Below are 19,676 nucleotides of genomic sequence, written 5' to 3'. Positions count from 1 at the left end.
AACATTCCTAACGGAACGATAAAGACCTTTGTAACCGGCTGTAAACTGAACTTGAGTTTTCTCCCCTGAATAGGGAAACGTTCAAACGGGTTCCGGTTGCACGTTCAACCATGGAGTTGGACGATATCAACACCGTCGCAGTTCTGGGTGCGGGTAACATGGGCCACGGCATCGCGGAGGTCGCCGCGATGGCTGGTTACGACGTGAACATGCGCGATATCAAAGAGGAGTTCGTCCAGAACGGCTACGAGCAGATCGAGTGGTCGCTCAACAAACTCGCCGAGAACGACCAGCTCTCACAGGAGGAAGCCGACGCCGCCCTCGAACGGGTAACGCCGCTGGTGGATATGGAGGAAGCCGTCGGTAACGCCGATTTCGTCATCGAGGCCGTTCCCGAGCAGATGGAGATCAAGAAGGACGTCTACGGCGAACTCGAGGAACACGCCGCCGACGACGCGGTCTTTGCGACCAACACCTCGAGTCTCTCGATTACCGAACTCGCGGAGGTGACCGAGCGGCCCGAACAGTTCTGTGGGATGCACTTTTTCAACCCGCCGGTCCGGATGCAACTCGTCGAGGTCATCGCCGGCGCGGAGACCGCCGAGGAAACCCTCGAGCTCACCGCGGAACTCGCCGAGGACATGGGCAAAACGCCCGTCCGCGTCCACAAGGATTCGCCCGGCTTCATCGTCAACCGCATCCTCGTCCCCCTGATGAACGAGGCCTGCTGGCTCGTCAGCGAGGACGAAGCCACCATCGCCGAGGTCGACTCGACGACGAAATACGACATGGGGCTGCCGATGGGGAGTTTCGAACTCGGCGATCAGGTCGGCAACGACATCAGCTACCACGTCCTCGAGTACATGCACGAGGTGCTGGGTGACGCCTACGAGCCGGCCCCGCTGCTCGAGGAGAAAGTCGAAAACGAGGAACTCGGCAAGAAGACCGGCAAGGGCTTCTACGACTACGAGGACGGCGACGGCGTCGACATCCCGACCGACGAACAGTCCGAACTCGTCAAAGAGCGGCTGCTCGCGTCGATGGCAAACGAGGTCGCCAAGCTGATCGGCGGCGACGTCGCCCCGCCGGAGTCGATCGACGAGGCCGTCCAGCTCGGTGCCGGCTTCCCCGACGGCCCCGTCAAACTGGTCGACGACTACGGCCTCGCGGAACTGCACGAGGTGCTCGAGGAGGCTTACGAGGAGACCGGTGCGGCCCGCTACGAGCCCGCAGAGTTCCTCGCGGAACGTGCCGACGAGGGAGGGTTCTACGAACAAACCGGCGACGAGAACGGCGTCGACTTCGATACGATCCGCGTCGAGTACCCCGGCGATATGGTCGGCCACGTCGTCCTCGACCGTCCCCACCGGATGAACACCGTCAGCGCCGAACTGCTCGAGGAGCTCTCGACGGCTATCGACCGCCTCGAGGACGACGACGAGGTCCGGGCCATCTTGCTGACCGGCGCGGGCGAGAAGGCCTTCTCCGCCGGTGCCGACGTCCAGAGTATGGCCGGCAGCGGTGCCGACCCGCTCGAGGGACAGGAACTCTCCCGCAAGGGGCAGGCCACGTTCGGCAAACTCGAGGCCTGTGACATGCCGGTCGTCGCGGGTATCGACGGCTTCTGTCTCGGCGGCGGGATGGAACTGGCGACCTGCGCCGACCTCCGGGTCGCAAGCGACCGCTCGGAGTTCGGTCAGCCGGAACTCAACCTCGGTCTCATTCCCGGCTGGGGCGGGACCCAGCGGCTCAAACACATCGTCGGCGAGGGCCGTGCAAAGGAGATCATCTTCACCGCGGAACGCTTCGACGCCGAAACGATGGCGGACTACGGCTTCGTCAACGACGTCGTCGACAACGACGAACTCGAGGAACGCGCGCTCGAACTAGCGACCGACCTCGCCGGCGGCCCACCGATCGCACAGAAGTTCACGAAACGTGCGATGCTCGCCGGCCGCGACGACACCGACGCCGGCCTCGAGTACGAGGCGTCCGCGTTCGGACACCTGATGGCGACCGACGACCTGATGGAAGGAATCACGGCCTTCATGGGCGACTCCGAACCCGAATTCGAAGGAAAGTAGCCCGCAGCTGGCCGAAACGGGCCGCGGACGACGGTACCCTCGAGTCGGCGGAACCCTCCCCGGTCGTTCGTCGGCGAGTTCCGTCGCCGAATCGACCGGCCGGTGACCGCCCGCCGGCGTGACCACCACCGCGAACCGAACCTGACAGCCCGCGTTCTATCGACTCCGTGTCGGATTGCTTTATCCAGCTACCTTCCTCTCAGAATGTGCGTATACACTCATCGAGTAGTTAAATTACCTATTCGATACGGAAATACATCGAATAACACGTCGGATGGTTGATTTCTGGTCACGAGATTTATCAACCAGAGATACCATTGGTGAGTCGTGGCTGTAAATGATGGGAACGGAGGGGTCAGCCCATGAGTGAGGAGCTGGAAATCCTGGTCGTCGACGACGAGAAACGACTCGCGGATCCGTTCGCTACTTGGCTCGAGACCGAGTGGTCCGCCGAGGCAGCCTACAGCGGCGAGGGTGCCCTCGAAAAGCTGTCCGATTCGGTCGACGTCGTCCTGCTGGACCGACGGATGCCGGACCTGTCCGGCGACGAGGTTCTGACCGAGATCCGAGACGCGGGCTATGACTGTCAGGTCGTCATGGTGACGGCCGTCGATCCCGACTTCGACATCATCGACATGGGATTCGACGATTACCTGGTCAAGCCGGTTTCGCGTGACGAACTGATCGAGATCGTCGAAGACGTCACCACGCGCGCGACGTACGAGGCGGAGATTCAGGAGTACTACTCGCTGGTCTCGAAGAAGGCGCTGCTCGAGTCCAAGAAAACGGAGCGGGAACTCGCGGGCAACGAGGAGTATCAGGAACTCCGGGAGCGCGTCGCGGAACTCGAGGCACGGGTCGACGACGCGGTCGCGGGATTGACGACACACGACGATTTCGTCGCCGTGTTTCAGGACCTGCAGTCCGAATCGAGCGACTGAGCGTCTAGCGGTCGACCGTAAACTCGAATCTGGCCCCTCCCGCCTCGCTTTCCGTCGCGTCGACGGACCATCCGTGTCCGGTCGCGACTTCTCGGACGATCCAGAGTCCGATGCCGAGCCCGTCGGAGTCGGTCGAAACCGACGGGTCGAAGACGCGTTCTCGAATCCCGTCGGGCAACCCGTCACCGGTGTCTTCGACGAAAAAGCCTCGCGTTTCGCCGTTCGAGCCGATCGGTCCGACCCGAACGGTCACGTCCGCGCCGCCGTGTTCGACGGCGTTTCGAAAGAGGTTCTCGAGCAATCGCAGGAGCCGCGATCTGTCGGCCTCGAAGGTCGCCGTCCCGTCGACCGAAAGCGTCGCTTCCGCCGTCGAAACGTGGTCCCAGGCGTCGGTGACGGCCGACTCGAGATCGACGGGTTCGGTTTCGGCCGCCCACGTTCCGTCCCGGGCGATCGCCAGAACGTCGTCGATGATCGACTCCATCCGATCGAGACCGTCGCGGATGTGCTCGACGTGGTCCATCGATTCGGTGTCCTCGAGCAGATCGAGATACCCCTGTGAGATCCCCAGTGGGTTTCGCAAGTCGTGACTGACGATCCGGGCGAACGCGTCGAGTCGCTCGTTTTGCTTGCGGAGTTTCCGTTCGCTCCGTTTCCGCTCGGTGACGTCCCGGATCACCCCGACGGAACCGCGGAACTCCCGCTTGCGGACGAGAAGCGCGATCTGGGCCTCACAGGGGATCGTCTCACCGGCTTTCGTTTCGAGGGACATCTCGAGCGTTGCGGTACTCGCTTCGCCCTCGAGCAGTGATCGAATCGTCTCCTCGCCGGCCTCGACGTCCGTCTCGTCGAACAGGATCGAGGCGTGCTCGCCGAGTAACCCCTCGCGGCTGTAGCCGGTCATCTCCACGAGCGCGTCGTTGACCGTCATGAAATGCCCCGATTCGTCGAGGACGTACATCCCGTCGCCGGCCGTCTCGACCAGCCGTTCGTACCGGTGGAGCGTCCGTTCCTGTTGTTCGAGTTGCCCGCGAACGGCGATCGTCTCGAGGACGTGCGAGGCGACAGCGGCGATCGCACGGATCGTCTCGCGCTCAGCGGTCGAGACGGTCTCCTCGGCGTAGACGACGAGGACGCCGTACAGATCGTCGTTCGAGACCAGCGGTGCGACGGCGACGGCCTGGACGTCCCGCTCGAGTGCACGCTGGCCGAACGGAACGACATCCCTGTTGTCGGCGACCTGCTGGAGCGTCTGGAGGTCCTCGCTGTGCATCGCTCGCTCCAGCAGGGGTTGGTCCCCCGAGCCGATGTCGAACGTTCGTTGCATCGGCCACGCTGACGCTTCCGGATCCGTCAGCCACGGGACGATCGCCCGCTCGCCGCGATCGTACTCGCCAACCCAGGCGAACGCGAACCGGTCGGTCGCCGTCAACGTCTCGCGGAGGACTCGTTCGACGGTCCGCGCCGAATCGACATCGGCAAGCCGACACCTGACGGTCTCGACGGTCTCTTCGAGTTCGGTCGGGAGCGCGGTAACGTCGGGACCGTCGGCGTCATTGCCCGGCGACTCCGTCCGATCGAACCCGGCGGGCCGGTCCGGATCGGCGAGCGCGGTGGCGATCCGATCGGTTACTGCCGTCGCCAGTCGTTCCGCCGAATCGGTATCGTCCGGGCGGGTGACGACTTCGCTCAGCACTGCGATCGAGTCGTCGTCGCCGTCGGCGTGTCCCCAGTGGACGAACGCCGGCACCGCTGGCGCTTCGGACTCGGCCGTATCGACGAGTTCGGGGACGTCCGCGATCGTACTCGCGTCGATGACGACGGCGTCGATCGGTTCTCGCTCGAGTCGATCGATCGCCTCGGCCGACCGCTGGGCGATGACGACGTTGACTGGCGTGTCCGTAAGCGAGAGCGCAACGGACGCCCGGGTCGATCGGTCGCGGCTGACGCAGAGAACCCGTGGTCGGCTCATAGTCGGTGTGTCCTGTCTGCCCCCACCGTCGGTACGGTGGTGGCGGTCTTGCAGTACAGTTCGCGTCGAAACGGATTGTTCTTTCGACACCGACCCGGGCGAGATCGCGATGCCTGCCGCCCTCGTTCGGCCGACGCTACTGGGGAGCCTGTCCGTAGATCAGGTTTCGCTGGATCTCGTTTGCTCCCTCGTAGATGACGGGAATCCGTGCGTCGCGATAGACGCGGGCGATCCGACGCTCGTCGAGGATCGACCGGCCGCCGTGGAACTGCATCCCCTGTTCGGCGATGTCGACCGCCGCCTCCGTCGCGTTCGTCTTCGAGAGGGCCGCCCAGTACCCCGGGTTCTCACCGTTTTTGACTTTCTCACAGGCGCGCCACGTGAGCGACCGTGCCCCTTCGAACGCGACGAGCATGTCGGCGAGCCCGTGCTGGACGGCCTGAAACTCGGTTATCGACCGCCCGAACTCCTCGCGGTCGTGGGCGAACTCCCAGGTCGATTCGATGGCGGCCGCGGCAATCCCCAGTCCGTGTCCGGACACGACGACCCGCCCCTGATTGAAAAACTCCGCGAGCATCCAGAAGCCGGCTCCTTCCGTTCCGATCAGGTTCTCGGCCGGAATTCGACAGTCCTCGAGTTCGATGTGAGCCTGTTTCGAGGCGCGCATCGCCATCTTCTCCGGGATGTGCTCGGCCTCGTAGCCGTCGGTATCGGTGGGAACGATGAACATCGAGTGGTTGCCGTACCGGTTGTCCTCGTCGTCGTCCGTTCGTGCATAGAGGGTCACCCAGTCGGCTTCGACGCCGTTTCCGATCCAGTACTTCTCGCCGTTGAGTACGTACTCGTCGCCGTCCCGCTCGGCGCGCGTTTCCATTCCCGCGAGATCGCTCCCCGTCTCCGGTTCCGAGACGGCAAGTCCCGACAGTTGTTCGCCCTCGGCGACCGGCCGGATATACTCCTCGCACTGCTCGTCGGAGCCGTACTCGTAGGTAATCTCGCAGCCGAAACTCGCCAGCTGAAGCGTCAGGGCGATGCCCGCATCCGCCCGGTAGAACTCCTCGGTGATCGCGAGCAACTGGGGGAGATCGAGGCCGCGCCCGCCCCACTCCTCGGGAATGTCCTGAGCGACGAGGTTCGCCTCCCGTCCCGCCTCGAGCACGTCGTGTGGGTACTCGCCGGACTGGAAGTACGCCGTCGCGTTCGGTTCGATGTGTTCGCGCGCGAACTCGCGGGCGTCTGCTTTGACGTCGCGGGCGTGCTCCGGAACGATGCTGTCGTCAAGCAGGTCCATGTCCCGTCAGTCGACAGCGAGCCGAATATAGCCGGGGGCTGCGCTGCACGGGGTGGTGGGTGCCCGGCTACGACCGCCGACGGACTCGAACCCGGACGTCCTCGTCCGGTTGCAGGGTCGCCCCCACCGCGAGTTCCGGATCGGGATCGCTCAGCAGACGCAGGTCGAATCGGCGGACCAGCGTCGCGAGAACGAGCTTCATCTCGAGGGTCGCAAAGCGCATGCCGATACAGTGGCGCGGACCGCCGCCGAACGGGAAGTAGGCGTACTCGGGTCGGTCGCGGTCCTCGCTCCAGCGCTCGGGTCTGAACGCCTCGGGGTCGTCGTAGAACCGCTCGTCGGTGTGCAGGTGAAACTGCGGGAGCGACAGGACCGTCCCCTCCGGGATCCGATACCCGCCGACGACGGCGTCCTCGGTCGCCCTTCGGAAGAGCACGTACGCGGGCGGGTACAGCCGCATCGCTTCGTTGAGAACGCGTTCGGTATACTCGAGTTGCGGCACGTGCTCAAATCGGGGCCGCTCGCCGTCCAGGACCGTCTCGAGTTCCCGCCGGAGCGTTTCGGCGACGTCGTCGTGCTCGGCCAGCAGCATGCAGGTGTAGGTCAGGCCGAGCGAGGTGGTTTCGTGGCCGGCGAACGTGAACGTGATCAGGTTGTCACGGATCTCGGTTTCGGAGAGGTCGTCGGTCCGGAGCAGGATCGACAGCAGATCGTCGCCGTCGGGATCGGCGCGACGCCGGGCGATCAGTTCGTCGACCCGGTCGCGATACGCGGCCATCGCCCGCCGGAACCGGCGGTTCGCCGGCGTGGGGAGCCAGGTGGGAAGGAACGTCGAGAGACGACGCGAGTCGCCCCGTTCGTTGATCACTCTGGCGGCGCGGGTGATCGGCTCGTCCTCCGCGTCGGGATCGGCATCGACGTCGAAGAGCGCCTTCGAGAGGATTCGGAGGGTGAGATCCGAGAAGTCCCGGTTGAGCGCGACCGGCTGTCCGTCGCGCCAGGACTCGGCGGTTCGTTCGGCTTCGTCGACCATCGCATCGGCGTACGATCGGATCCGATCGATCGTAAAGGCGGGTTGCATGGCCCGGCGCTGGGTTCGCCACTGCGCGCCGTCGGTGAACAGGAGTCCCTCCGGCGCGAAGTCGAGTCCGAGATCGGAAAAGAGGAACCGCTCGAACCGCTTCGGTTCCCCGACGAGCACCCGTTCGACGGACGCCGGAGCAAACAACGCGGCGAACGTGCGGCCGGCCACCCTGTACCGGACGACGTCGCCGTACTCCTCGAGTTCATCGTAGAACCCGAACGGATCGCGAACGAACTCGAGGGTGTTGCCGACGATCGGGTAGCCGTCGGGGCCGGGCGGCAGCGGCTGTGCGTTGGGGTGTCGGTCCGCCGTCCCTGACGATCGTTCCGTAGCGGAATCGAACCGCCCGTCATCGTCCGTGTCGCCTGGAGGCTGCGTCGTCATACGCGTTGGTTCGGATGCCGAACGGATCGACGTTGTGCCGGAGCGGCTAGGCTTTTTATGCCCGACGCGATCCGACACCGCCCGCCGGGCCATCGATGGCTCGCCGTTCCCGCGGCCGACACCTCACCGCAGCGCCCGGACGAGGTCCTCCTCGTCCGTGGCGTCGTCGACGTGGTGATCAAGCCGTCGGATGTCCCAGCCGACGTCACAGACGAGGTGAACGTACAGGATCGCCCCGGTAAGGATCGCCAGCGGGACGCTGACGGCCGCCAGCAACGGGACGACGACGCCGAGGATCAGGAGGTGGCTCAACAGCCGCGAGAGCATGCCGACGTCACCCTGCCCGAAGATCCGCCCCTGGTCGGCCACGGCCGCGGACGGGGTTCGAAGACAAAAGCGTACGGCGTCCCAGCGGCCGGTTTTCAGTCTGGCGATCAGGAAGTGATCGAGGTCGACGAGCACGCCGACGGCCGTCCCGTAGAGGACGACGAGGGCTGTCGGGACGGCGTCCCCGAGCAGGATGATCGGCGACAGCGCGTACCCGAGTACGGCCGCGACGACGAACGACACGACGGCGTGGTGTTTCGAGTAGATCGATCCTCACCCGCTCTCGAGGGACGGCGTCGAGACACTAAACCGTCCCGCCGATTTTCTGGCCGGGCTATCCGGCGAACCCCGACAGCAGCCAGTCGCCGTCCTCACCGTCCTCGTCGCCGATGCTCGGAGCACTCACGAGCACGAACGCGCTCTCGGCGTCGCCGTTGCGGATCTGCCGGGTCGACTCCGGCGGAATCCAGAGGGCGTCGCCGGCCTCCATCTCGACGTCCTCGTCGTCGACCACGACCGTCGCCTTCCCCTCGATGAGGACGTAGACCTCCTCGTGGTCGTTGTCCGTGTGATCGTGAGGTTTGCTCTTCCAGCCGGGATCACAGCGGGCGACGGTGACGCCCACCTGCTCGGTCTCGAGGGGATCGCTGAGAACGTGCATCGCGCTCGAGACCTGCTCGACGTCCTCGTAGTTTACCTTCCGATAGGTCATACCGCCCCTTCGGACGGACCGGCAGTAAAACTACGCGTTCGTCACCGAAGCTCATACAGACCTACCCATCGAGAACGGCCCGACCAGCCCGGGACCGACGGATTCCGTCCCGGCTATCGGCTGTTGTGGTATTATTCGGACGAATACATTCATCACGCAACGAAATAGTTATGTTATAAAACCGACTTCTCTCTGCGTATGCAGCATGCCCTTCGAACCACGTACGAGCGGTACGGTCCGGGGACGGATCGACGCGACATCGGTGCGGGCTATGCGGCCGTGATTGCCGCCGTCGTCGCGACGACGCTGTACGTGGCCACGGTCGTTCTCATCGACTCCGGTCATCTCCCCGTCGACCGGTCGGTGTACTTCATGGCGCTCGAACGCCGCTGGGTGTTGTACTTCGCGACGCGGGGACAGCTGTTCGTCGTTCCGGCGGCGTTTCTGGTTGGGACCGTTGGATGGCGGCTCTTGCCGGCGCGGACGTCGGGTGCCGGATTCGTCGTCGGTGGTCTCGGAACCATCAGCACGTATCTCGTCGGATTCGTGCTCCTCGCCGTCACCATGGTCGCTACGAAGGACCTTTCCACGAGTATCGGAGCCACCGTCGAACTCTCCGGACTCGCCGTTCTGGTCGGATTCGCGCTCACGTGGTGGGCCACCATCCCGGTCGGTTGTCTCACGGGCCTGGTGTATGTCACCCTGCGAAGCCGGAAGTGACCGGACCCGAGACGGACGCCGGCCCTCGGTCAGTCGTCCGGCTCAGGGATCCTGTGCGATCGGATCGAAGCTGTCGACCGGAATGACCGAGTAATCGACCGTCAGCGCGTCCTTGGTCGCTCGAATCTTGCCGACGAACGACGAGATGTCCTCGAGTTCGCCCTCGAGAACGAACAGTTCCATACAGTAGTGGTCGCCGACGTGGCTGTGGAAGTTCGAGGCCACGAGGTCCTCGTGTTCGTGGCGAAGGTGCATCATGCGCTCCTCGACGCTCGTGGTCTCGTAGTCGAACAGGACCGTGACGATCCCCATCAGATCGCGATCCTCGAGCCGGGTGTCCTCGAACTCGCCGAGCAGGTTCCGGGACGCTTCCCTGACGACTTCGCTGCGGCCGGTGTAGCCGTGCTCGTCCGCGAACTGGTCGAGCCGCTCGAGGAGTTCGTCCGGCATCGAGACGCTGACAACTGCCATATAATAACTCGAAGTAGTCAGCTATTAAGGCTTATCATACCACGCGTTCGTCGGCGTCTCGAGCAGCGAGGAAGACGGTCGCTCCGGCTTCGTTACCCGTTCGAACCGGCACTATCGTGGTCGATCTTCGTCCGTTGTGACCGGCCAGACAACGTTTTGCGTGTCCGTTCCGTCCTGAGAGTATGTTCCTGTCACACCGTTCCTGGCCGGAGCTTGCCGAGTACGCCGCAACCGAATCGCTCGCGGTCGTCCCGCTCGGCTCGACGGAGCAACACGGTCCACACCTCCCCGAGGGAACCGATTATCTGATCGCCGAGGCGCTCGCTCGTGCGGCGACCGACCGGACCGGACACCTCTGTACGCCGCCGATCCCCGTCGGCGTCAGTTCCCATCATCGGCAGTTCCACGGCACGATGTGGGTCGAACCGCCGGTGTTTCGGGACTACGTCGAGAGCCTCTCGCGCAACCTCACCTCCCACGGGATCGACCGGATCGTCTACGTCAACGCCCACGGCGGAAACGTCTCACACCTCCGGGAGGTGGGACGACGGCTTCACGAGGACGGGACCGCCTACGCGATCGAGTGGATGTGGGACGAGTCGATCCCCGACCTGATCGATGCGGTCTTCGAAACCACCGGTCCCCACGGCGGCCCGAAGGAGACCGCGATGATCATGCACATCGCCGAGGAACTCGTTCGCGAGGATCGACTCGAGGCGGCCCACGACGGGGGTGCCGTCTTCGATTCCGACGCGGAACGCGTCCATGGAGCGACCACGTTCTACGATTCCATCGAGAACAGTCCGAACGGCGTCTTCGGCGATCAGACCGACGCGACGCCCGAGATCGGTGAGCGACTCTTCGAGGCCGCGGCGGACCAGCTCGTGGCCTTGCTCGAGTGGCTCGATGCACAACCCTTCGCTGACCTGTTGCCGAAACCACACCTCGATCCCCAACCCGGCAGCGGCGCGTAATTCGCCGGGTTCCCGTCGGCGTTCGTACGCGTCGGGCCGTGGTCCCGACCACCGCGCGGTCTCGAGCGAGCCCCGTTGCGGAGTGATCGGCTAATCCACCGTTACCGGGAGGCCGCCGGTCGAGCGACCGTCCGGGCGACCGATTCCAGTGTGTGCGTTCCGTCAGGATCCGATCTCTCGGGGCGTTTCAGTGCCCAGAGGGGGCCGTGATCGTCCGATTTCGGCGCGCGGAACTGCGCCGTCTCGCTCGCGGCCGACCGGCCTATGCAGGGTCGCAGTCGTGAATGAAACTCGATAGCTACGGTCGGTGGCGGCCCGCGAAACTGACGCTGCCGTCCGATGACGCGTCGAACGGAGCGAAACGAGGCCGCCAAAACACCGTTATCGCTAGCCGGCGGGGGGCGATACCGTCTCGTCGGCGTCGGATTACGTCGACCGGCGACGCGCGATCGGCATCGATACGTCACGGTTCGGTCGCCGCGCAATTCGGGACAACGGACACTTCAATCGCGGCGGGTTCACGGCGCGATAGTGGTTGCTTTGCCGACAGTTCGATAGGGACTCAATTACGAAGCGCCGTGAGGTGACACCGATGAACATATGGTACAGCTTCAACCTGCCCAACAAGTACAGTTGCCCGACTGGCTGCAGGACCCAGTCGCGGATCTGGTGACGTTCCTTCCGCGCCTGATCGGTGCGCTGGTGATCCTCTTTATCGGCTGGATCGCCGGACGCATCGCCGCGCGGGCCGTTCGGCGGATCGCCGACGGGATCGAACTCGATCGGATGGTCCTCGAGACGCCGCTGGGTCGCATCCTCGGCGGGACGGAGCGGGCCGTCTCGAGCGCGTTCGGAACGCTCGCGAAGTGGTTCGTCTACGGTCTCGCCATCCTCGCGGCCGCTAACGCGTTAGCGATCGAGTTGCTGTCGGAGTGGATCTCGACGGCCGTCGCGTACCTGCCGGCGTTCATCGCCGGATTGCTCGTCATCGTCATCGGCTTCGTCGTCGCGGACTTCATCGGTGACGTCATCGAACGCACGCAAGCGGCCGCCGAGACCGTCTACGGTAGCTGGTTCGCCAACGGCGCGCGGATGTTCCTCTACTTTACGGCGATCGTCATCGGCCTCGATACGATGGGGATCGACGTGGGCATCCTCTACGTGTTCGCGCGGGCACTCGCGTGGGGACTCGCCGCGGCGGTCGCCATCGGCGCGGGCGTCGCGTTCGGCTGGGGCGGCAAGGACTACGTCGCCAATAACATCGATCGCTGGATGGGCCGGACGGCCACCGTCACCCCCGACGAGGAGGCTGCCGGGAGCGGACGCACGACAGAAAGCGACCGGACGAGCGGGAGTCGCTCCGCCCGTTCCGACCGCGAACCGGGCTCCGAACCCGGGCCGGGCGACGCCTGAACGGCGGATCGTCACTCGGCGGCCGAGCGAGCACGCGGCGCGTCGTCGGCTCGTTCGCGGGGAAAGAGCGGCTTGACCGGCACGACGACGTACGATTTGACGACCCGGCCGTCGGCCGGCCGCCACTTCTCGAGTCGCGCCAGCGAGTGCGTCTCGGCGTAACACTCCTCGAGTCGGTCGATGGCTGTCTCGAACGCGTCGCCGTCGAACTGGGCCGCGGGGACGCGGTCGGTCGCCACCGCGATACCGTTGGTCCGTGCGTACACGTCGAGACGACCCTCGAAGACCCGCTCGAGGGCCTCGATACAGCCGTGTACCTCACCGAACGGTCGTCCGTCGCGCGTCGGAAGGGAGACGTACGCCTGATAGCCGTCGGGTCGCCCCCGCACGCGGCGTTTCCAGAGTCGTTTCAGGAACTGCACGACTCACCCTCCGGGGACGCCCCCTGCCGGGCGACGCGGCGGGATGGACGCGCGTGCGACCGACTTGCCTTCGGTTTCGTCCACATTCGTGTTCACGTTCGTCTTGTCGACACCGGTAATACGTTCTTTGTTGTCGGCCGCGACCGGGAGTCGGTCACCACCCCCGCGATCGGGTCGCGGCCGATTCGCGGGAGTTTTGTACAATGACTCACTACCGCTTTGCAGTCATGTCCCGCCCGTTCTCGCTCCCGTCCGCCCTGCTGTACCCCGGTTCCGTCGCCGCCGTCGCCGCCGGCGTCGCGGTTAATGCCGGTTTGGAGTCACCGTATCGACTGGTCCCCGCGCTGCTCCTGACCGTCCTCGGGGTCGCCTGCGTTACCGCTGCAGTCCGTGACTACAGCGTCGATCGCCTCCGGCTGATGACGAAGCGATGGTGGACCCTCGCGTTCGTCACCTTCCTCCCCTACGCCCTGGTGGCGGCCCCCGAAAGCGACGCGGCGACGGCCCTCAGCGACGCGGTCGCCGGATCGCCCGTCCCGCTCGCGCTCGAGGCGATCGCCGGCGCGGCGGTCTGCTGTGCGGTGGCGGTGACGGTACTGTACGGCTTCGCCGTCTACGGGCTTCATCCCGGTCGGCCGTCGCCCGAGGAACGCGTTCTGGCCGACGGTGGGGACGAGTAGTCCCACGCCGTCGTCTCGAGGATGACGTTCTGCGCTGGACTTATGGGTCCGAACGCCCTGATGCTGGTGATGAACGAGCGAACAGAGTCACCGAACACGAACTTCTGGGGGGGCGACACCGAGGGATCGGAACCCGGGTGGTGTCGGGCGCTCGTCGAGACGATCGACGAGGGCGTGTTTCGGCTCGACGACGACGACCGGATCGTCGCGGTCGACGATACCCTCCTCGAGACGACGGGGTATCGCCGCGACGAGGTCGTCGGGGAACACGTCTCCGTACTCGTCTCCGAGGCCGCGTCGGAGCAACTGGAGGGAGCGGGCCGGCCGCGACGCCGTACGGCCCGGGACGACGGTCCCAGCAGTCGTCTCGAGGTGTCGCTCCGGACCGCGGAGGGCAACCCGGTGCCGGCCGTCATCAAGTTAACCGGCGTTCGGTCCGACGGGCGGTTTCGGGGGGCGGTGGGGGTTGTCGATGAACGCCGGCAGTCCGGAATCGAAACCGAACCCGAGCCGACGCCGACCGAGTCCGCGACCGGAAGTCCGTTCGAAGCGGCGACGACCGTTCTCGAGGACGCCGACGTCGGCGTCTTCGTTCTCGACGACGAGTTCGACGTGGCCTGGATCAACGAGACGATCGAACGGTACTTCGGTCTCGATCGAGCGGCCGTGCTCGGACGTGACAAGCGCCAACTCATCGAGGAGACGATCACGGATCGGGTGGCCGATCCGGAGGCGTTCGCGAACGCCGTCGTCGCCACGTACGACGACAACAGCTACGTCGAACGCTTCGAGTGCCGGGTTACCGGCGACGACGGGGAAAAGCGGTGGCTCGAGCACCGGAGCAGACCGATCGAGTCCGGCCCGTACGCCGGCGGCCGGGTCGAACTGTACTACGACGTCACCGAACAGCACGAACGCGTCGCACAGCTTCGACGGTTGCACGAGGCCGTCCACGAGTGGCTCGCCGGGGACTCGCGCGAGGCGGTCGCCGAGACGGCGAGCCGCCAGATTCAGGAGATTTTCCAGCTCGATATCAACGGTATCTTTCTCTACGATCCGGACGCGGAGGAACTCCAGCCGGCCGGCTGGTCCGAGAGGGCCGAATCCCTGTTCGAGGAAATCCCGCGGTTCCGGGCCGGCGAGGGCGTCGCCTGGCGCGTCTTCGAATCCGGGGAGCCGGCCGTCCACGACGACGTCACGACGGACCCGGACGTCTACAACCCCGAGACGCCGATCCGCAGCGAGATCTGTCTCCCCATCGGCGACCACGGCGTCGTCCTCATCGGTTCCCAGCAGCGAACCGCGTTCGACGACGCCAACCTGTCGATCGCCAACGTCGTCACCTCGAGCCTCGAAGCGACGTTCGATCGGATCGAACACGAACGGCAACTCGAGCGCGAGCGCGCCCAGACCGAAAAACTCCTCAAATCCGTCCCGATCGGGATTTCGGTCGAAGACGCCGACGGCGAGACCGTCCTCGCCAACCAGCGAATCCAAGACAGGTTCGGCCTGTCTTCCCGTGAGGGACTCGGCGAGACGGAGTTGATAGAGGAATGGGACGTCTACGACGCCGCGACCGAACCGCTCAGTCCCGACGCAGGACCGGCCGCACACGTCAGAGAGACCGGCGAACCGGTCTTCGACCGGGAACTCATGGTCGAAGGGCCGACGGGCGAACGGCGGTGGCTCTCGGTCAACGCCGTCCCCGTGTTCGGCTCCGACGACACCCTGGAACGGGTCGTCGCCAGCGCCGAGGACATTACGGCGCTCAAGGAGCGCAAACGCCAGATCGAGCAGCGCAAGAACGAACTCGAAAGCGAGTTGCGCGAGATCTTCGGTCGCATCTCGGATGGCTTCTACGCGCTCGACGAGGAGTGGCGGTTCACCCACGTCAACGAACACGCCAAGGAACTGCTCGGCTACTCGAGCGACGAACTCATCGGTAGCGTCGTCTGGGAGGTGTTCCCCGGCACGGTCGGCTCCGATCTCTTCGAACGCTACATCGAAGCGATGGAAACTCAGCAGTCCGTTTCGTGGGAACGGTACTCGGAGTCGCTCGATCGATGGCTTGAGATCCAAGCCTACCCCTCCGAAACCGGGCTGTCGGTGTACTTCCGGGACATAACGGAACGCAAAGAACGGATTCGAAAGCTCGAGGAGAGCGAGCAACGCTACCGCACCCTCGCCGAACACTTCCCCAACGGCGTCGTCACGCTGTACAACGAGGAGCTGGAGTATACGCTGGCGGACGGGAAGGCGTTCGACGACCTGTCGCTGTCCGGAGCCGATCTCGAGGGGCAACGGCCGACCGACGTCTTTCCCGAACCCATCGGATCGAAACTCGAAACCGCGTTCGAGCGTACCCTCGACGGCGAGTCACAGGTGATCGAGGACGAATACGATGGGAAGGTCTGGCGTGTCCACACGGCCCCGCTCACGGACGACGAGGGCGAGGTCTTCGCGGGCATGGCGATGTCCCAGAACGTAACCGAACACAGGGAACGCGAGCGAGCGCTGGCAAAGTACGAGACGCTCGTCGAAACGATGGAGGACGGCGTTTACACGATCGACGGTGCCGGCGAATTCACGGCGGTCAACGAGGCCTACACGGAACTGACCGGCTACGATCGCGAGGAGCTACTGGGCAGTCACGCCTCGCTCGTCGCCGACGAGCCGGCGATGGAACGCGCCCAGCAAGTAGCCGAGGACGACGATGAGACCTCGACCGTCGAGGCGGAACTCGAGACGAAATCGGGCGATCGCGTCCCGGTCGAAGCGACCGTCACCGGGTTCACCACGGACGAGAACGGGCGCGAACGGGTCGGCGTCGTCCGGGACGTCTCCGAACGGAAGGAACGACGGCGACGGCTCGAGGAGAGCGAGCAACGCTACCGCACGCTCGCGGAGAACTTCCCGAACGGGCTCGTCGCGCTGTTCGACGAGGGCCTGCGGTATACGGCCGCCGGCGGCGAACTCATCGACGAACTCGGGATCGATCGAACGGACGCGATCGGCCGCCCGATCACCGAGCGGTACTCCGAGGAGTTCCTCGCGGAGGTCGAACCTCACTTCCGGGCCGCGCTCGAGGGCGAGGAACGGTCCTTCGAGGTGACCTACCACGGCCGGGAGTTGCTTGCACACACCCTGCCGGTCCGGGCCGGCGGCGAGATCCAGTCGGGGATGCTCGTCGTGCAGGACGTCACCGAGCGCAAGGAGTACGAGCGCAAACTCGAGGCCTCGAACGAACGCCTCGAGCAGTTCGCCTACGCCGCTTCCCACGACTTACAGGAGCCGCTGCGGATGGTCACGAGCTACCTCGGGCTTATCGAGCAGCGGTACGCCGACGCGCTCGACGAGGACGGCGAGGAGTTCATCCAGTTTGCCGTCGACGGGGCCGAGCGGATGAGCGACATGATCGACGGCCTGCTCGAGTACTCGCGGGTCGAGACGCGCGGCGAGCCGTTCGAGCCGGTCGATCTGAGGGACGTTGTCGAGGACGTGCGGCGGGACCTCGAACTGCAGATCGCGGAGACCGACGCCGAGATCACGGTCGAATCGCTCCCCCGGGTTCGCGGCGACGGGAACCAACTCAGGCAGGTGTTCCAGAACCTCGTGGCCAACGCCCTCGAGTACAGCGGCGACGAGTCGCCACGCGTGACCGTCTCCGCGGAACGGGACGGTACCGAGTGGGTCATCTCGGTCAGCGACGAGGGGATCGGCATCGATCCGGCGGATGCCGATCGGATCTTCGAGATCTTCCAGCGACTCCACAGCCGCGAGGAACACGACGGCACCGGCCTCGGACTCACGCTCTGTCGGCGGATCATCGAGCGCCACGGCGGCCGGATCTGGGTCGAGTCCGAACCCGGCGAGGGGACGACGTTCTCGATGACCCTGCCGGCGATCGACGGACCGGACGACTCGAGCGACCGCGCCTGAACCCCGCCTCCACCGTTACCGAAGCGACGGGATCGCGTTCGATCACCGAGCCGACCGGTTCGTTCCACGCGCTAACAGTTAGATATAAGTCACATCACGACGACAAGTAGCATGGAAGTCGCGTCCCAACCCGCCGCGGGGGCATGCGCCGAAATGCCCCGGGTGCTGGAGACACCCGAGACGTGGCTTCCAAGCAGCGGCTTCGAAGCCATGATTGCGTACATTCTACCGGGATATAAACGTCCCGCACGGCAGGCGTACCGCACTCGAGCACCGATACCGAGCGTCGATGGCCCGCGGGTGGTGCGATGAGCGACGCACCCGACCCGGCCGGCAATGAGTCGCCGAACTCGAGCGAATCGAGCGACGAGTCGTCGGTCCCCGAGTGTCCCCGGTGTGGAACCCCCGTGGCGACCGTCTCGGTCATCGGTCCCATCGACGCCGTCGCCGGCCCGTGTGGCTGTCGGGTCGCGCCCGGCTCGGTCATGAACCGCGACGACGGCGACCGCGAGTAGCCCCGCGGCTCGACCCCTTCGGGGTGGGGGACTCGAGCCGCGGCGGCCAGCCGGGTCGGCCGGTTCTCCCTCCATCGACAGCTCCCAGCCGTTCCCTCGCCGACCCGGCCCGCAATCGCGGCTCGAGTCCGGCCGCTGCAGTTTCCCCGTGTTTTCTCGAGCCAGTTCGTGTATCGATCGCGTCCACCGATTAATCGTCAGTCCGAAGGGTTCATCACGAGAGAATTTCCGATAAGTAAATGAATGACGGAGCATGGACAAACTCGTCGTCGATGGCTGGCGACGTGTGCGGGTGTGACTGCTGGGATGGCGACCCTTGCCGGTTGTAACGCGTTGAGCGACGACGGCGACAAGGCGACGGCCGACGCTTCGCCGGGCGGCGTCGAGGACGACGGTGAGTACGGTCCGTGGCCGATGGTCCGGTATAATGCTGCGAATCGGCTTTCGGTCCCGCATTCTGGTCTCGATGGTGAACCGGAAATACGCTGGACTACTGAACTTGAGGGAATAGTAGAACCACCTGTTGTCTACAATGACACTGCATTCGTTAGTCACAATCACAGTAGTTATACTGCTGTGGACCTCTCAAATGGTGATCCTATTTGGAATCACGAAACATCCGATAGAAAAGCAATTGCCGTCTCTGAGGCAGCTCTTTTCGTTGCAGGTGAAGGTGTTGAAGCACTTGATCATGATAAGGGAGATGTTCTCTGGAGAACTAATCACGATCAATCAGTTGAGTCTCTTCGAGTCCACGATGAACTAATCTACGCTGGACTTGAAGACCGCGTCCTTGTTTTGGATAAAGACGGAGAAGAACAACTTGTCTTTGAGGTCGATAAAACGGTACAATCACTGGCAATTGATGAGAACAAGATTATCGTACGGTCACGACCAGACAAAGATAAAGACGGATTTATAATGGCTGGCTATGACCGAAATACCGGCGATTTTAGCTGGAGAGAGCAGATCACTCACGTTCAATCATGGGGAGACGACCGTCAGACCCGTACTTTCCCGCTTATTAATGGAGAGGTATTTACAGTCGATGAGAAGAATATCATTTCAATTGATACTGAAACCGGAGAAAGATCAGATGTCATAGATTTAGATCACACTCCCTGGTCTAGACCAACAATATATGATAATAACATATATGTTAGTACTGGTGTATTACGTTCATACAATCTAGAAACAGCTGAGAAAGCAGCTGAATGGGATCCAGAAGAGAAGAGTAACGAAGCAATGCTGTTTGCAGATGGGAATTCCTATGCCGTACATAGCACTGGTTGGAATACACCCCAAGAATTGATATCAATAGATCCAGAAACAGGAGATGTTAATTGGGGGAAAGAAACAGTTGAATTATCAGAGAATCACATGCCTGTTATTTTGAACGGATTAATTCTCCTCCCAATTGATGATCCTGGGCTTGTTGCGTTTGGTTAATAAATTAACATCCAATATAATGTTCCAATATTATTTATATTATATAACGGGCTAAGAATAATTTTCTGGACTCATAACCTAAATACAATCAATTACATCAAAGGCACTTTTTTGTATCTGTGCTAGCTTCCGGTCCCACTACTTTCCAGGTATCTGAACAGTATGTTGTGCCCTTCCGTACGAATCTACCATCTGCTACCGCTGGTACCGGTCCACCTTTCGAGATGACCGCACCCGGCATAAGCACGATGACCTCTGTATACGTCTCGAAGTCTATTGCTTCGTTCTTCCCAACTTC

The 19,676-nt window shown here is 63.6% G+C and carries 17 protein-coding genes; 9 read left to right on the top strand and 8 right to left on the bottom strand.

Annotated elements, in window-relative coordinates:
- Positions 1-110 precede the first annotated feature (110 nt).
- Positions 111-2,084, top strand: coding sequence for a 3-hydroxyacyl-CoA dehydrogenase/enoyl-CoA hydratase family protein (locus TX80_RS13975; RefSeq protein WP_049923735.1), 1,974 nt, complete (start codon positions 111-113; stop codon positions 2,082-2,084).
- 362 nt (positions 2,085-2,446) lie between these two features.
- A complete protein-coding gene (locus tag TX80_RS13970) occupies positions 2,447-3,025 on the top strand; it encodes a HalX domain-containing protein (protein ID WP_049923734.1) in 579 nt (192 codons plus the stop codon).
- A 4-nt stretch (positions 3,026-3,029) separates the two neighbouring features.
- On the opposite strand, the gene TX80_RS13965 is transcribed toward TX80_RS13970, so the two are convergent.
- From TX80_RS13965 to TX80_RS13945, 5 genes are all read right to left on the bottom strand, one after another.
- Entirely contained in the window at positions 3,030-4,997 is a 1,968-nt protein-coding gene (locus tag TX80_RS13965) for a PAS domain S-box protein (RefSeq protein WP_049923733.1), read from the bottom strand.
- 136 nt (positions 4,998-5,133) lie between these two features.
- Positions 5,134-6,288, bottom strand: a complete 1,155-nt coding sequence (locus TX80_RS13960; RefSeq protein ID WP_049923732.1) for an acyl-CoA dehydrogenase family protein — start codon at positions 6,286-6,288, stop codon at positions 5,134-5,136.
- Between the two features lie 67 nt (positions 6,289-6,355).
- Positions 6,356-7,756 carry a cytochrome P450 gene (locus TX80_RS13955; protein WP_081661610.1) on the bottom strand — a complete coding sequence of 467 codons (1,401 nt, stop codon included), beginning with the start codon at positions 7,754-7,756 and terminating at the stop codon, positions 6,356-6,358.
- Positions 7,757-7,879: 123 nt separating this feature from the next.
- Positions 7,880-8,326, bottom strand: a complete 447-nt coding sequence (locus TX80_RS13950; RefSeq protein WP_049923731.1) for a hypothetical protein — start codon at positions 8,324-8,326, stop codon at positions 7,880-7,882.
- Between the two features lie 91 nt (positions 8,327-8,417).
- Entirely contained in the window at positions 8,418-8,795 is a 378-nt protein-coding gene (locus TX80_RS13945) for a cupin domain-containing protein (RefSeq protein ID WP_049923730.1), read from the bottom strand.
- 198 nt (positions 8,796-8,993) lie between these two features.
- Between TX80_RS13945 and TX80_RS13940 the strand changes: the two genes are divergently transcribed.
- Entirely contained in the window at positions 8,994-9,515 is a 522-nt protein-coding gene (locus tag TX80_RS13940) for a hypothetical protein (protein ID WP_049923729.1), read from the top strand.
- A gap of 42 nt (positions 9,516-9,557) precedes the next feature.
- On the opposite strand, the gene nikR is transcribed toward TX80_RS13940, so the two are convergent.
- Positions 9,558-9,986 carry a nickel-responsive transcriptional regulator NikR gene (nikR, locus tag TX80_RS13935; protein ID WP_049923728.1) on the bottom strand — a complete coding sequence of 143 codons (429 nt, stop codon included), beginning with the start codon at positions 9,984-9,986 and terminating at the stop codon, positions 9,558-9,560.
- A 182-nt stretch (positions 9,987-10,168) separates the two neighbouring features.
- Between nikR and TX80_RS13930 the strand changes: the two genes are divergently transcribed.
- Both TX80_RS13930 and TX80_RS13925 read left to right on the top strand, forming a co-directional pair.
- Positions 10,169-10,960, top strand: coding sequence for a creatininase family protein (locus tag TX80_RS13930; RefSeq protein WP_049923727.1), 792 nt, complete (start codon positions 10,169-10,171; stop codon positions 10,958-10,960).
- A 600-nt stretch (positions 10,961-11,560) separates the two neighbouring features.
- Positions 11,561-12,373, top strand: a complete 813-nt coding sequence (locus TX80_RS13925; protein WP_049923726.1) for a mechanosensitive ion channel family protein — start codon at positions 11,561-11,563, stop codon at positions 12,371-12,373.
- A gap of 11 nt (positions 12,374-12,384) precedes the next feature.
- Here the strand turns inward: TX80_RS13925 and TX80_RS13920 are convergent, their stop codons facing one another.
- Entirely contained in the window at positions 12,385-12,795 is a 411-nt protein-coding gene (locus tag TX80_RS13920) for a hypothetical protein (protein ID WP_195893086.1), read from the bottom strand.
- A gap of 227 nt (positions 12,796-13,022) precedes the next feature.
- Between TX80_RS13920 and TX80_RS13915 the strand changes: the two genes are divergently transcribed.
- The 4 genes from TX80_RS13915 to TX80_RS18710 all read left to right on the top strand — a co-directional run bounded on the left by TX80_RS13915 (position 13,023) and on the right by TX80_RS18710 (position 19,378).
- Positions 13,023-13,475 carry a hypothetical protein gene (locus TX80_RS13915; RefSeq protein WP_049924092.1) on the top strand — a complete coding sequence of 151 codons (453 nt, stop codon included), beginning with the start codon at positions 13,023-13,025 and terminating at the stop codon, positions 13,473-13,475.
- Positions 13,476-13,544: 69 nt separating this feature from the next.
- Positions 13,545-17,414, top strand: a complete 3,870-nt coding sequence (locus TX80_RS13910) for a PAS domain S-box protein (protein ID WP_049924091.1) — start codon at positions 13,545-13,547, stop codon at positions 17,412-17,414.
- 308 nt (positions 17,415-17,722) lie between these two features.
- Positions 17,723-17,929, top strand: coding sequence for a hypothetical protein (locus TX80_RS13905; RefSeq protein WP_049923725.1), 207 nt, complete (start codon positions 17,723-17,725; stop codon positions 17,927-17,929).
- 294 nt (positions 17,930-18,223) lie between these two features.
- Entirely contained in the window at positions 18,224-19,378 is a 1,155-nt protein-coding gene (locus TX80_RS18710; RefSeq protein ID WP_195893085.1) for an outer membrane protein assembly factor BamB family protein, read from the top strand.
- A gap of 97 nt (positions 19,379-19,475) precedes the next feature.
- On the opposite strand, the gene TX80_RS19820 is transcribed toward TX80_RS18710, so the two are convergent.
- The coding region (locus TX80_RS19820; RefSeq protein ID WP_230198735.1) for a hypothetical protein at positions 19,476-19,676 on the bottom strand (201 nt) is incomplete at its 5' end.

The sequence above is a fragment of the Halopiger djelfimassiliensis genome, from assembly GCF_000455365.1.
In the GTDB taxonomy this organism is placed as follows: domain Archaea; phylum Halobacteriota; class Halobacteria; order Halobacteriales; family Natrialbaceae; genus Halopiger_B; species Halopiger_B djelfimassiliensis.
Note: the sequence above shows the minus strand (reverse complement) of the source record. Positions and strands in the feature narration are given on the sequence as shown.